The sequence below is a fragment of the Nocardia sp. NPDC127579 genome (genome assembly GCF_042672005.1).
GTDB lineage: Bacteria > Actinomycetota > Actinomycetes > Mycobacteriales > Mycobacteriaceae > Nocardia.
Window position 1 is genome coordinate 368558 of record NZ_JBHXVZ010000007.1, and the last position, 13408, is coordinate 381965.

The 13408-nt window shown below is 68.1% G+C and carries 13 protein-coding genes and 1 riboswitch; of the genes, 6 read left to right on the forward strand and 7 right to left on the reverse strand.

Annotation, left to right across the window (positions count from 1 at the left end; translation table 11 throughout):
- Positions 1–9 precede the first annotated feature (9 nt).
- Both ACFVMC_RS24590 and thiC read left to right on the forward strand, forming a co-directional pair.
- The gene (locus ACFVMC_RS24590) at positions 10–480 is read left to right on the forward strand and encodes a VOC family protein (RefSeq protein WP_379213873.1); all 471 of its coding nucleotides are present in this window, start codon (positions 10–12) and stop codon (positions 478–480) included.
- A 142-nt stretch (positions 481–622) separates the two neighbouring features.
- Positions 623–724: riboswitch (TPP riboswitch) on the forward strand.
- Between the two features lie 7 nt (positions 725–731).
- Positions 732–2369, forward strand: a complete 1638-nt coding sequence (gene thiC, locus ACFVMC_RS24595) for a phosphomethylpyrimidine synthase ThiC (RefSeq protein WP_379213875.1) — start codon at positions 732–734, stop codon at positions 2367–2369.
- On the opposite strand, the gene ACFVMC_RS24600 is transcribed toward thiC, so the two are convergent.
- The 3 genes from ACFVMC_RS24600 to ACFVMC_RS24610 form a co-directional block, all read right to left on the reverse strand.
- Positions 2326–3408 carry a hypothetical protein gene (locus tag ACFVMC_RS24600; protein WP_379213876.1) on the reverse strand — a complete coding sequence of 361 codons (1083 nt, stop codon included), beginning with the start codon at positions 3406–3408 and terminating at the stop codon, positions 2326–2328. The genes thiC and ACFVMC_RS24600 overlap by 44 nt on opposite strands.
- A 42-nt stretch (positions 3409–3450) precedes the next feature.
- Complete coding sequence (locus tag ACFVMC_RS24605) at positions 3451–4974, reverse strand: MFS transporter (protein ID WP_379213878.1); 1524 nt, start codon at positions 4972–4974, stop codon at positions 3451–3453.
- A gap of 83 nt (positions 4975–5057) precedes the next feature.
- Positions 5058–5615 (reverse strand): TetR family transcriptional regulator, encoded by a 558-nt coding sequence (locus tag ACFVMC_RS24610; protein WP_379213880.1) that lies wholly within the window; start codon positions 5613–5615, stop codon positions 5058–5060.
- A gap of 39 nt (positions 5616–5654) precedes the next feature.
- Here ACFVMC_RS24610 and ACFVMC_RS24615 point away from each other — a divergent pair, with 39 nt between their 5' ends.
- A complete protein-coding gene (locus tag ACFVMC_RS24615; protein WP_379213881.1) occupies positions 5655–6896 on the forward strand; it encodes a KasA/KasB family beta-ketoacyl-ACP synthase in 1242 nt (413 codons plus the stop codon).
- A gap of 14 nt (positions 6897–6910) precedes the next feature.
- Here the strand turns inward: ACFVMC_RS24615 and thiD are convergent, their stop codons facing one another.
- Positions 6911–7756: a bifunctional hydroxymethylpyrimidine kinase/phosphomethylpyrimidine kinase gene (gene thiD / locus ACFVMC_RS24620; RefSeq protein ID WP_379213882.1), complete on the reverse strand. Its 846-nt coding sequence runs from the start codon at positions 7754–7756 to the stop codon at positions 6911–6913.
- 112 nt (positions 7757–7868) lie between these two features.
- Between thiD and ACFVMC_RS24625 the strand changes: the two genes are divergently transcribed.
- Positions 7869–9014 carry a GTP-binding protein gene (locus ACFVMC_RS24625; protein ID WP_379213884.1) on the forward strand — a complete coding sequence of 382 codons (1146 nt, stop codon included), beginning with the start codon at positions 7869–7871 and terminating at the stop codon, positions 9012–9014.
- Between the two features lie 127 nt (positions 9015–9141).
- Here the strand turns inward: ACFVMC_RS24625 and ACFVMC_RS24630 are convergent, their stop codons facing one another.
- The gene (locus ACFVMC_RS24630; RefSeq protein WP_379213886.1) at positions 9142–9765 is read right to left on the reverse strand and encodes an NAD(P)-dependent oxidoreductase; all 624 of its coding nucleotides are present in this window, start codon (positions 9763–9765) and stop codon (positions 9142–9144) included.
- A 105-nt stretch (positions 9766–9870) separates the two neighbouring features.
- Positions 9871–10959 carry an epoxide hydrolase family protein gene (locus ACFVMC_RS24635; protein ID WP_379213888.1) on the reverse strand — a complete coding sequence of 363 codons (1089 nt, stop codon included), beginning with the start codon at positions 10957–10959 and terminating at the stop codon, positions 9871–9873.
- Between the two features lie 86 nt (positions 10960–11045).
- Between ACFVMC_RS24635 and ACFVMC_RS24640 the strand changes: the two genes are divergently transcribed.
- Positions 11046–11726 carry a TetR family transcriptional regulator gene (locus ACFVMC_RS24640; RefSeq protein ID WP_379213890.1) on the forward strand — a complete coding sequence of 227 codons (681 nt, stop codon included), beginning with the start codon at positions 11046–11048 and terminating at the stop codon, positions 11724–11726.
- Positions 11727–11851: 125 nt separating this feature from the next.
- On the opposite strand, the gene ACFVMC_RS24645 is transcribed toward ACFVMC_RS24640, so the two are convergent.
- Positions 11852–12583, reverse strand: a complete 732-nt coding sequence (locus ACFVMC_RS24645) for a TetR/AcrR family transcriptional regulator (RefSeq protein WP_379213891.1) — start codon at positions 12581–12583, stop codon at positions 11852–11854.
- 169 nt (positions 12584–12752) lie between these two features.
- Between ACFVMC_RS24645 and ACFVMC_RS24650 the strand changes: the two genes are divergently transcribed.
- Positions 12753–13400 (forward strand): class I SAM-dependent methyltransferase, encoded by a 648-nt coding sequence (locus ACFVMC_RS24650; RefSeq protein WP_379213893.1) that lies wholly within the window; start codon positions 12753–12755, stop codon positions 13398–13400.
- Positions 13401–13408 lie beyond the last annotated feature (8 nt).

The following is a 13408-nucleotide window of genomic DNA, read 5'->3' on the forward strand; positions in this document are numbered from 1 at the left end:
GGACCCGTCATGCAGAAGATCGTCACCAACCTCTGGTACGACACGCAGGCCGAGGAGGCCGCCGAGTTCTACTGTTCGCTGTTCCCGGACTCCAAGATCACCGGTGTGCAGCGCTACACCGAGGCCGGGCCACGCGAAGCCGGATCGGTCATGACCGTCGACTTCGAACTCGCCGGGCAGCACTTCACCGCCATCAACGGCGGTGGCGACTACCACTACACGCACGCCATGTCGCTGCTGATCAACTGCGACAGTCAGGCCGAGGTCGACCGGCTCTGGGTGGCGCTGCTGGCCGACGGCGGCCAGGAGATCGAATGCGGCTGGCTCAACGACAGGTACGGGGTGCCCTGGCAGATCTGGCCCGCCGAAGCCAACCAGCTCATGGTCGGCGATCCGGCGGCGGTCGACCGGGCCATGCTCGGCATGCGCAAGATCGACGTGCAAGGCATGCGCGACGCCTACAACGGCACGGCCGGCTGATCCGGCGGCGCGGTGGCGGATCCTCCGAGCGCGCCGCGACGAACCGCCCGGCCGCTTGTGCGGATCGACCGGATTCCGGCATTCGGTGCATGCCGGGCGGTAGCGGACAGGTATGGTCGGGCGGCAGCAGAACATGACACGAACGGGGGCTCGCACCAGCGGGCTGAGAGGACGGCTAGCCCAGTTTCCGGGCGTTCAGGGCCGTCGACCGTATGAACCTGACCGGGTAATGCCGGCGTAGGGAGAAGCACATGGGCACCACCACGTCCGAAACCATCGACACCGTCACCACGGGACCGATCGAAGGCAGCGTCAAGCACTATCTCGAGCGCGACGACCTGCGAATTCCGGTGCGGCGCATCAATCTCACCAACGGTGAGCATTTCGACGTGTACGACACCTCCGGTCCGTACACCGACGACGCCGCCACCATCGACCTCGAGGCCGGGCTCGCCAAGTTGCGCGACACCTGGGCCAAACCCGAAGTCGAGGGGCCGCGTACCCAGCTGGCCTGGGCGCGCCAGGGCATCCTCACCCCCGAGATGCGTTTCATCGCCGCACGCGAAGGGGTCTCGGCCGAACTGGTCCGCGCCGAGGTCGCCGCGGGCCGCGCGGTCATTCCCGCCAATCACAACCATCCGGAACTGGAGCCGACCATCATCGGCAAGAAGTTCCTGGTGAAGATCAACGCCAATATCGGCAATTCGGCGGTCTCCTCCTCCATCGCCGAGGAGGTGGAGAAGATGGTGTGGGCCACCCGCTGGGGCGCGGACACCATCATGGACCTGTCCACCGGCAAGAACATCCACGAGACCCGCGAGTGGATCATGCGCAACTCCCCCGTCCCGGTCGGCACCGTGCCGATCTACCAGGCGCTGGAGAAGGTGAACGGCGATCCGACCAAGCTCACCTGGGAGATCTACCGCGACACCGTGATCGAGCAGGCCGAGCAGGGCGTGGACTACATGACCGTGCACGCGGGCGTGCTGCTGCGCTACATCCCGCTGACGGCCAAACGGGTCACCGGCATCGTCTCGCGCGGCGGCTCCATCATGGCGGCCTGGTGTCTGGCCCACCATCGGGAATCGTTCTTGTACACGCATTTCGAGGAACTCTGCGAGATCCTGGCGCGCTACGACATCACCTTCTCGCTCGGCGACGGCCTGCGCCCGGGTTCGATCGCCGACGCCAACGACGAGGCGCAGTTCGCCGAGCTGCGCACCCTCGGCGAACTCACCACCATCGCGAAATCCCATGGCGTGCAGGTGATGATCGAGGGCCCCGGTCATGTGCCGATGCACAAGATCGTGGAGAACGTGCGGCTCGAGGAGGAGCTGTGCGAGGAGGCCCCGTTCTACACCCTGGGCCCGCTGGCCACCGATATCGCTCCGGCCTACGACCACATCACCTCGGCCATCGGCGCGGCCATCATCGCGCAGGCGGGCACCGCCATGCTCTGCTACGTCACCCCGAAAGAGCATCTGGGACTGCCGAATCGCGATGATGTGAAGGTCGGCGTGATCACCTACAAGATCGCCGCGCACGCGGCCGATCTGGCCAAGGGACACCCGCACGCGCAGGACCGGGACAACGAATTGTCCAAGGCCCGTTTCGAATTCCGCTGGCTCGACCAGTTCGCGCTGTCGCTGGATCCGGACACCGCGCGCGAATACCACGACGAGACCATGCCCGCGGAACCCGCCAAGACCGCGCACTTCTGCTCCATGTGCGGGCCCAAGTTCTGCTCCATGCGGATCTCCGCCGATGTGCGGGAATACGCGGAGCGGCAAGGGCTTACGGATGTGGAGGCGATCGAGGCGGGCATGGCGGAGAAGTCCGCCGAGTTCACCGGCGCGGGCGGCCAGGTGTATCTGCCGGTCGTGTCCTGACCGCCGAGGCGGTGACGACGGCGAGGGGCGCCGCCGTCGTCACCGCCGTCCGGATGCCGCGCGGGGTCAGCCCGAGCGCCCGTTGCACAGCGGGCGTCGCGCTCGGCGGCACGGTCTGTTCGAGCCGGATCGGGCGGTCCGGCTCGGGTCGGCGCGTGGTCGTGCCGGCCATCCGGCGGACGGGTTTGCGCGCGGGCTTGGGTTTGTCGCCGGTTCTGGCGGCCGCCTTGTTCACCCGGATCGCCCGCTGCACGAGCCGCGGCTGTTCCAGCACCAGGTGCACGATGTGCTCGACCGGCCGCTCGATCACCTTTTCGGTGATCTGCGGTTTCTCGACGATCTTCTCGACCTCCCACCGCACGGTCTTGCCGACGGTCTTGCGCACGATCTTGGGTTTCTCGACCACCTTGGTGACGGTCTTGGTGACCACCTTGGTAACCGGCTTGGTGACGACTTTCTCGTGGACGACCTCGCGGGGCACCTTCACGATCTTGATGACCGGCTTGTCCTCGTAGATCCGCACGATCTTTTCCACCGGCCGCCGCACCACTTTGTAGACGATCTTCTCGACCGGTATCTCGACGATTTTCTCCACAATGGTGACGACCGGTTTCTGCACGATCTTGTGGATCACCGTTTCCACGGGCTTTTCCACCACCCGCTCCCGGATCTGCTGAACCGGCACCTCGACCACCTTGTCGACAATCTCCACCACCGGCTTGTGCGTGCGGCGTTCCACGGTGACGTGCTTTTCGATCACCTTGTCCTGGATTTCCACGACCGGCTTCTCGATCACACGCTGCACCCGCACCGGCTTCTTCTCGACCTTGTCGACGATCCGGAGGACCGGCCGTTCGACGGTGCGCGGAATCCGGACCGTGCGCTGGGCCGCGCCGGTTGTTCCACGGGTGGACTTGCCGTTCGCACTGCTGGCCATCATGCCTCCAAGGGAATTGATCGTCCGGTCCTGCCCCCATTCACAATTTCTCGGCGGTAACCCTGGCCATTCAACCAGCTGATAAAAGTCGCACGGAAACAATTCGGCAAATTGTCGATAACCGTATAGACGGGGCGGGCCGCGTCAATGGCGGCCGGTGACGCGGAATCCGCGCGGCACCAGCCAGACCGCGACCACCGCCACCGTCGCGACGATCGCCGCGGACACATAGGAGGTGATCGTGAGCGCGACATCGAAGGCGTGCTCGGTCGCGGCGAGCACCTGCGCCCGCGGCTCGGGGTCGAGTTCGGAGGCCACCTCGACGGCGCCGCCGACCGACCCGCGCGCGTCGGTCAGCGCGTCGCCCCGCAGCGGTAGATCGGTCATGTGCTCGGTGAATACCCGGCCGTGCACGCTGCCGAGCAGGGCGACACCCAGGCCGATGCCGAGTTCGTAGTTGGTTTCCGAGACCGCGCCCGCCTGTCCGGCGCGCTCCGGCGGCACCGCGGAGACCAGCACGGCGGCCGCGGCGGTCACCGCCATGCCGTCGCCGATCCCGAACGTGGCCAGGACCAGCGCGATCACCGGGTAGGAGGTGGGTTCCGGGCTCAGTGCGAGCCCGAGGAAACCCAGCGCGAGCGCGCCGAGCCCGATCGCGAGCACCGCGCGCACACCGAGCCGGTGCATCAGCCAGGGCGTGGACAGCGACGCGATCAGCAGCGTGACCGCAGCCGGCATGGTGCGCAATCCGGCCTCGGACGGCGAATAGCCGTGGATGTACTGCAACCACAGCGAGATCAGGAACAGGGCCGCCCCGATCGCCAGCATGGCCAGCAGGGTGGCCAGCGCCGCCGCCGTGAACGGTCCGTTGCGGAAGAGCCGGACATCGAGCAGTGGGTCGGCCGCGGCGAGCTGGCGCCGCGCGAACCAGGCCAGCAGCAGCAGGCCGAGCAGGAAGAAAGCCCAATCCGTCAGGCCCGCTTCACCTTTGGCGATATGTTTGATGCCCCAGGCCAATCCGATGATTCCGGCGATGGACAGCAACGCCGAGAGCCAATCGAGCTGCCCGGAATGCGGTGACCGGTATTCGGGCAGCAACCACACGCCCGCGAGCACCGTCAGCACGACGACCGGCACATTCAGCCAGAAGGCCGACGCCCAGCCGAAGGTCTCCACCACCATGCCGCCGACCAGCGGGCCGATGGTGGCGCCCGCACCGGCCACCGCGGCCCAGATGCCGATGGCGAGCGTGCGCTCGCGCGGGTCGGCGAAGATATTGCGGATCAGCGAGAGCGTGGACGGCATCACCATGGCGCCGCCGAGGGCGAGCAGCACTCGGCCCGCGATCAGCTGCCCGGAGGACTGCGCCGTCGCCGCCACCACCGAGGCGATGCCGAAGAGCACGAAACCGCTGAGAAACAACAGCTTCCGGCCCACCCGGTCGCCGACCGCGCCGGTGGTGATGAGCAGGCCGCCCAGCACCAGGCCGTAGACATCGATGATCCAGAGCTGTTCGAGCGGGCCGACGTGCAGGTCGTCGATCAGCGACGGAAGCGCGACGTTGAGGATGGTGGCGTCCATGGCGACCAGCAGCAGGCTCGCGCACAGCACGGCCAGCATCAGCCACCGGGTAGCGCCGAAATCACGGGCGGGCGAATCCGCTGTCACGTCGATCCTTCCCTAGCCGGATGGGTCGAAGTCAGCATTGACCGAGCGACAGCAAACATCAAGTAACCGCACGGCGAGTACCGTCAGCGGATGGTCTGCGCGATCAGGCGGTCCGCGGCCCGGGCGGTACGGTCGGTGTCGCCGGTGATGAGGTGGTCTTGGATGATGCCGCGCAGCCCCGAGATCAACAGCGTCGCAACCGCTTCCGGATCGTCGATGGATCCGATCCGGGTCAGCGCGTCGGCCAGGGTCGCGACGAAGACGCCGATGGCCTCGACGGCATAGCGCGCGTACGGCCCCCCGGGCGCGCAAGCCGCGCCCAGCACCTGGAGCAGGACACGCACGCTGGTCGAGCCACCGCCCAGCATGTTCGCCGCGCAGAAGTCCCGCAGCCGGGCCCGCAGTGCTGCGGCGTCGGACACGTCGGCGAAGACGGCCGCGATATCCGGGCGCTGGGTCGCCAGCGCAGCCACCAGCAATTCCTCCTTCGTCCCGAAGTAGTGGATGAGCATGCGGGAGCTGGTGCCGAGTTCCGCAGCGAGCGGACGCAGGGACAGCTCGGCGAGGCCGTGGTCGGCGATATAGGTCACAACGCCGGCCAGGATTTCGGCGCGTTTGGCGTGGTCGAGAGGGCGAGCCATGGGTTGACTGTAGCGACTGCTACAGGTATCCATGTTTCCGTGACTGTAACAACCGCTTCAGAAACCAGGAACGTCGTCGTCACCGGCTATGCCGCGACCACCGCCCTGGCCGCGACCGCCGACGCGACCTGGACCGCGCTGCTGGCCGGGCACAGCGGAATCCGCCGCCTGGACGCCGATTTCGTCGACGAGCACGAGCTGCCGGTGCGGATCGGCGGACCGCTCACCGCACACCCCGGCGAACAACTGACGCGCATCGAGCAGCGCCGCAACTCCTACGTCGAACAGCTGGCGCTGATGCTCGGCCGCCAGGTCTGGCGGCACGCGGGCACACCCGAGGTCGATGGCGACCGGCTCGCGGTCGCCATCGGCACCGGCCTGGGTGGCGCCGACGCGCTGATCACCGCCGTCGACGCCATGCGCGCGGGCGGCTACCGCAAGGTGTCACCCATGGCCGTGCCGATGGTGATGCCGAACGGCCCGGCCGCGACCGTCGGCCTCGAAATAGGCGCCAGGGCAGGGGTTTTCGCGCCGGTGTCGGCCTGCTCGTCCGGATCGGAGGCGATCGCGCACGCCTGGCGGCTGATCCGCACCGGCGAGGCGGACATGGTTGTCACCGGCGGCGTGGAAGGCCACATCGACGCGGTACCGATCGCGAGCTTCGCCATGATGCGGGCCATGAGCACCCGTAACGACGAGCCCGAACGCGCCTCGCGGCCGTTCGACCGGGACCGCGACGGCTTCGTCTTCGGCGAGGCGGGCGCACTGCTGGTCCTGGAATCCGAGGCGCACGCCCGAGCCCGGGGCGCGCTGGTGCACGGCCGCGTGCTCGGCGCGGGTATCACCTCCGACGCCTACCACATCGTGGCCTCCGAACCCGGCGGTCACGGCGCGGCCCGCGCCATGCGCAAGGCGATCGACACGGCGGGACTTCAGGTTTCGGATGTCCGGCATGTCAACGCGCATGCCACCTCCACCCCGATCGGCGACGCCTCCGAGGCGACCGCGATCGCCGCGGTCACCCCGCACGCCTCGGTGTACGCGCCGAAATCCGCACTGGGACACTCGATCGGCGCGGTCGGCGCCCTGGAGTCGGTCCTCACGATGCTCACGTTGCGCGACCAGATCGTCCCGCCCACCTTGAATCTCGACAATCGCGATCCGGAGATCGAGCTCGACATCGTCGCGGACGGGCCGCGGCGGCAGCGCATCGACTACGCGGTCAACAATTCCTTCGGCTTCGGCGGTCACAATGTCGCGCTCGCCTTCGGAAGAGCCTGAATCCACCCCGAGATTCAGGACCGATGCAACCGCCACAGCGGTGAGACCGGACCGTGGCCCGCGCCCAGATCGTAGGACGCCTCGAGGCAGCGGCGGGTCCACTCCTTGGCGAATTCCACCGCGTCGGGTACCGGGTAGCCGTTGGCCAGCGCGCAGGCGATGGCCGCGGCCATGGTGTCGCCGCCGCCGTGATCGTTGCCGGTCTCGATGCGCGGCGCACTGAATTCCAGGAAGCGCTCACCGTCGAAGAGCAGGTCGGTACTGGTGGGCGAGGTGCGCAGATGCCCGCCCTTGACGATGGCCCAGCGCGGGCCGAGCGCGTGCAGCGCTGCCGCGGCGCGGCGCGCGGTGGCGTCGTCGACGACCTCGATCCCGGTGAGCAGCCGGACCTCGTCCAGGTTCGGGGTGACCACGGTGGCCAGTGGGAACAGCGTGTGCCGCACGGCGTCCAGCGCCGATTCGTGCAGCAGCGGGTCGCCGTGCATGGAGGCCGCGACCGGGTCGACCACCAGCGGAATGCTGCCGTCGCGGCCGATGCCGACCTCCCGGCACACCTGCGCGACCGCCTCGATGATCGCGGTGGAGGCGAGCATGCCGGTCTTGGCCGCGCCGACACCGATATCGCCGACCACCGAACGCACCTGGTCGGCCACGATATTCGGCGGAATCTCGTGAAAACCGCTCACGCCCACCGAGTTCTGCACGGTGACCGCGGCCACCGCGACGCAGGCGTGCACGCCGCACAGCGCCATGGTGCGGGAATCGGCTTGGATACCGGCGCCACCGCCGGAGTCGGTGCCCGCGATGGTCAGGACTCGAACGGGGGTCTGCCCGGGGCCGGGTAGCGGCAACAATTTCACATCCCCGACCCTACGACCTCCTCGTAGCGCCCGGCCCCCGCGCGTCCTCCGATTCCGGCGGTTTTCCCGGGCCGACTCGCCGCCAATAAATGAAAATGATTATCATTAACCTATGACTGTTTCCCCCGACACCCGCCTGCCCGTCACCGTGCTGTCCGGCTTCCTCGGCGCGGGCAAGACCACACTGCTCAACCACATCCTGGCCAACCGGGAGGGCCGCCGGGTCGCGGTGATCGTGAACGACATGAGCGAGGTGAACATCGACGCGGCGCTGATCGCGGGGCAGGGCCACCTCGATCGGACCGAGGAGAAGCTGGTCGAACTCACCAACGGCTGCATCTGCTGCACGCTGCGTGAAGACCTGATCGAAGCCGTGGGCCGCCTGGCCCGGACCGGCCGGTTCGATCAGCTGGTGATCGAGTCGACCGGCATCTCCGAGCCGATGCCGGTGGCCGCGAGCTTCGACTGGGAATTCGAGGACGGATTCTCCCTGGGCGCGATCGCTCGCCTCGACACCATGGTGACCGTGGTCGACGCCAGCACCTTCCTGACCGACGTGGTGCGCGGCCAGACGCTGGCCGACCGGGAATTGCAGGCCGGAGCGGGCGACGAGCGCACCATCGCGGACCTCCTGGTGGATCAGGTGGAGTTCGCCGATGTGCTGCTGATCAGCAAGACCGACCTGGTGAGCGCGAACGCGGCGGGCACGGTGGAGGCGACCGTACGACGCCTGAATCCGCGGGCCCGGGTGCTGCGGACCGTCCGGGGCGCGGTGGAGCTGGCGGAGGTGCTCGACACCGGTCGCTACAACCCCGTCGTCGCGGCCGAGTCCGAGGGTTGGGCCGAGGAACTGGCGGGCGGGCATGTTCCGGAGACCGAGGAGTACGGCATCAGCAGTCTCACCTACACCGCCGAACGTCCGTTCCACCCCGAACGCCTGGCCGCCGCACTCGATCAGCTGCGAGGCATGTTGCGCAGCAAGGGTTTCTGCTGGCTCGCCAGCCGGCCCGAGCTCGCCGCGGTGTGGTCGCAGGCCGGTCCGAACCTGACCTTCGAACCCGCCGCGTGGTGGTCGGCGCTGGAGATTCCGGCCGGACAGGAACTCGTCTTCATCGGAGTGAAGCTGGCGGGCACCGAGATTCGCGCACTGCTCGATTCCGCGCTGCTGACCGATGCCGAATTCGCCGCGGGCCAGGCGCTCTGGCGCACCTTCGCGGATCCCTTTCCGGTGTGGGGCGAAGTGCACGAGCACGCCTGAGCTGGTGGCCGCGCCATCGTGAGGGGCGGCGCGGCCCGAGCCGGAAACGCCTGCGACCCGCGCCCTTTCGGGTCGCGGGTCGCAGGCGGTCCGTGCGCGCCGGTCGGCCGGGTCATGGCCGCAGCACTCAGTTCGAGATGCTCACGGCGCGGCGCACGTAGGTCGGATCGGTCAATTGCTCGAGGTAGAAGGCCGCGATATCGGCGCGGGCGATCTTCAGCTTCAACCCCTTCTCGTGCGGGCCGAAGTCGCGGCGGTAGGCGCCGGTGACCGGCCCGTCGGTGAACGCGCCCGGGCGCACGATCGTCCAGTCCACGTCGCTGGCCTGCACCAGCGCCTCCTGGTGACCGTGGTCGACGTAGGCCTTGCGCAGCACGATGCCGAACAGGATGTACTTCCACAGGAAGTTCAGGTTCGGGCGGCTGTCGCCGACACCCAGGCTGGACTGCACGATCAGCCGCTCGACCCCGGTCCGGCGCATCGCCTCCAGGACCGCCTTGGTGCCACCGAAGCGGACCTGGCCCTTGCGATCGTCACCGAGCGCGACGATCACCGCGTCCTGCCCGGTCACCGCCCGCTCGACCGAGACGGCGTCGTACACATCGCCTTCCACGACGCGCAGCAGATCGTGCCGCAGGGTCACGTTGGCCGCGTTGCGAGTGAACGCGGTGACCTCGTGCCCCTGCCGCAGCGCCTGCTCGACGACGACCCGGCCGACGGTTCCGGTGGCTCCGAAGACTGCGATTCGCATGGTTCTCTCCTTGTGCTGAAAGGTGTTCTGCTGTTGTTGAATCCAGTACATCAGCGGAGAACGAGACGAACCATGGCTCGGAGTCTCGGTTACATAAGCGACTGTCTACCGGTACCGCGCGAAGAACTCGGCGATCTCCTGCGCCATCAGATCCGGGGCGACATGGTGCAGGTAGTGGCTGTACACATCGTGCGTGCGCCAGGACACGATATTGGCGTGATCGCGCTCGGCGAAGCGGCGAATGCCGTGGAAATCGCCGGTGGATCCGGACAGCCCGAGCGGGACCGTTGTCGGCTCGGCGGGCGCCTCGGCGTGCGACTTCTCGAAGTAGTGCCGGATCGCCGAGCCCGCGGTGCCGGTGAACCAGTGGATGGCGATATTGGTGAGCACGAATTCGTCGTCCAGATCCGGGCCGAGCAACTGACCGTTCCAGCCGAGCAGCCCGGTCGGCGAATCCATCAGCGCGTGCGCCAAGGTCTGCGGCTGCTGCGATTGCAGGATGTTGAAGCCCATCTTGTTCTTGACGAACCAGTCCAGGGTGGCCAGTGACTGCTGCTCGTCGGCGGTGAGGTCGGCCAGCTCGCTCGGATCACCCGACGGGAATGCGTACACCTGCGAAACCAGTACGCCGACAACCTGTTCCGGCGCGACCCGGCCGAGTTCGGGCGAGATCATCGCACCACCGTCGTTGCCGACCGCGCCGTAGCGGGCATAGCCGAGCCGGGACATGAGCTCGGCCCACGCTTGGGCGATGCGCTGGTCGTTCCACCCGGATTCGGTTGTCACACCGGAGAATCCGTAGCCGGGTACGGACGGGATGACCAGATCGAACCCGGCGGCCGTCAAAGGCTCGATCACGCCCAGGAATTCGACGAAGGTGCCCGGCCACCCGTGCGTCAGGATCAGCGGAAAGCTGTTGTCCCGCTCGGACTTCACGTGCAGGAAGTGGATGTTCTGCCCGTCGATCTCGGTGGTGAACTGCGGGTAGGCGTTCAGCCGCCGCTCCACCGCGCGCCAGTCGAACTTCTCGCGCCAGTAATCCACCAGGTGCCGGACCCGGTCCACGCTCACCCCGTAGGCGTCGCCGGAGCCGGGGATCTGATCGGCCCAGCGGGTGCGGGCCAGACGTGCCTGGAGATCGTCGAGATCGGCCTGGTCGACGGCGATCCGGAAGGGGGTGATGGGGAAGGTCATCGTCTGCTCCTTTTGAAACGGAATGCTTCGTTCTGTTTCCAACTTAGCAGAACGGATCATTCCGTTTCAAGTGGTAGCCTGAAGTCATGCCGAAGACATCCGAAACCCCAGCTCCCAAGGGGCTGCCCGGCCGCAAGGCCCAGGCCGCCCGCAACGACGGGCTCATCCTGGCGGCCGCGCGCACGGTCTTCCTCGCCGACGCGTCCGCACCGATCGCCGCCGTGGCCACCGCGGCGGGCGTGGGCATCAGCGCGCTCTACCGGCGCTATCCGAGCAAGGAGGCGCTGCTGCGCAAGCTCTGCTATGACGGATTGCAGCGCTACAACATCGAAGCCGATGCGGCCCTGGCGGATTCGGATGGCTGGCACGGGCTGGTCGGGTTCCTGGAGCGGGTGGTCGACGCCGATGTGCATTCGCTGACCGTGCACCTGGCCGGCACCTTCACGCCGGACGACACGATCCTGCCCGCCGTTACCCATTCCGCCGAGGTCACCGCGGAGCTGGTGCGCCGCGCCCACCGGTCGGGGCGGCTGCGCCCAGAGGTGAACGCCCAGGATCTGGGCCTGCTACTGGAGGCCTGCGCGGCGATCAGCCTGCCCGATCCGGAACGCACCGCCGAGCTGCGACGGCGCACCTTGGCCATGCTCATCGCGGGCATCGCGGTGCCGCGCACCGCCGGCGAACTGCCCGGCCCACCGCCGGAGCCCGGCGAATTCGCCTGGCGCTGGCAGCCGCGCACCGCCCGCGGCCGCGGCACCGAGGCCTGACTTCCCAGCACCGGGAACTTGTCGGTGGGCAGGTCCATACTGGGGATGTCGCAATCACCACCAGCCTCGACGACGCGGCCGGCGACTCGGACAGCGTGGTCCGAAGTGATTGCGAGGGTTGGGTTTCACTCGGCCTTGAAGGCCTGGTGCAGGGGTAGGTCGGCGTCGATGGTGATGCCGTTGAGACGTGCGTTGGTTTCGGCGAGTGCGGAAATGCTGGCGGCGAGATAGTCGACGAAGTCCGCCACAGGCAGGGCCGGTTCCCGGACCCGGCTGGCGCCGATCCACCAATCGGTGGCCGAGGCGACGGCCCCGAAAATCGAATAGGTGACGAGTTCGATGCCGGCCACCTCGATCCGGTCGTCGAGCAGGCCCGCGAACAGCTCCGCCGCCCGCCGGGCCGACTGCCGGGCCGATTGCAGCGCCCGCTCGGATTCGTCGGCCTGCTGGGTGAAGTGGCTGTGCAGCATGAACCGGAAGACGTTCGGGTGCTCGGTCACCACCTGGACGTAGGCGGCCGCCCCGCGGCGCACCAGCTGGCGCGCCGAATCGTGGGTCAGGTCGATATCGGTGGTGATTCGATCCCACAGCATGTCGCGGACTCGGTCGACGATGGCGTTGTAGAGATCGGTCTTGTCCTCGAAATGCCGGTACAGCTTGGGTTTCGCGGCGCCGGCCTCCTTGGCGATATCGCCCATGCTGACCTCGGGCCCGAACTTGCCCAGTGCGCGGAAGGCCGCGTCGACGAAGTCCGCGCGCACCTTCAGCCGATGGGCGCGCCAGCGTTCGGTGCGGGCATCGACGCGCTTGGGCGCGCCGTCGGCTCGATCGCTGCGCTGCTGCCCGCCGTGTCTCACGCGTCCGACCGTACCAAGCAGCTGCCCGGGCCGGGACGGGCGGACGCGGGCCGAATCGGCAGGTCCGACCCTGAATCTGTTGCCAAAACGGCAAGGATAGTGGCGCGTACGGCCCAATCGGGCGCACCATGGCCGAGCACGCCGACACCCGTGGCGATAGGAGAACCGCATGACCGAGACCACCGAGCCGCAATCCGCCCACGACTTCTGGGAGGCTTTTTACCAGGAGCGCGACCAGATCTGGACCGGTAACCCCAATCCCCTGCTGGTTCGTGAGGCCACCGACCTCACCCCGGGCACCGCCCTGGATCTCGGCGCCGGTGAGGGCGGCGACGCGATCTGGCTGGCCCAGCGCGGCTGGCGGGTGACCGCGGCCGACATCTCGGCGACCGCGCTGGGCCGCGCGGCGGGGCACGCCGCGGCGGCCGGCGTCGGCGACCGCATCACCTGGGCGAAACACGATCTGACGCAATCGTTTCCGGACGGCTCGTTCGACCTGGTCTCCGCCCAGTTCCTGCACTCGCCGGTGGAAGCCGACGGCGCGCGCGACGGCATCCTGCTGCGCGCGGCCGCCGCGGTCGCGCCCGGCGGTGTCCTGCTGATCGGCAGCCACGCCGGCTGGGCGTCCAACCAGCACCACGACCACCACGCCGAGGTGCGCTTCCCCACCATGGACGAGATGCTCGACGCCGTCGCCCCCGCACCGGGCACCTGGGAGGTCGAGACCAAGGCCGAGGTCGAGCGGGAATGGACCGCGCCCGACGGCAGCACCGGCCTGCGCACCGACACCGTCCTGCGCATCCGCCGAACCGCCTAGCCACTCCC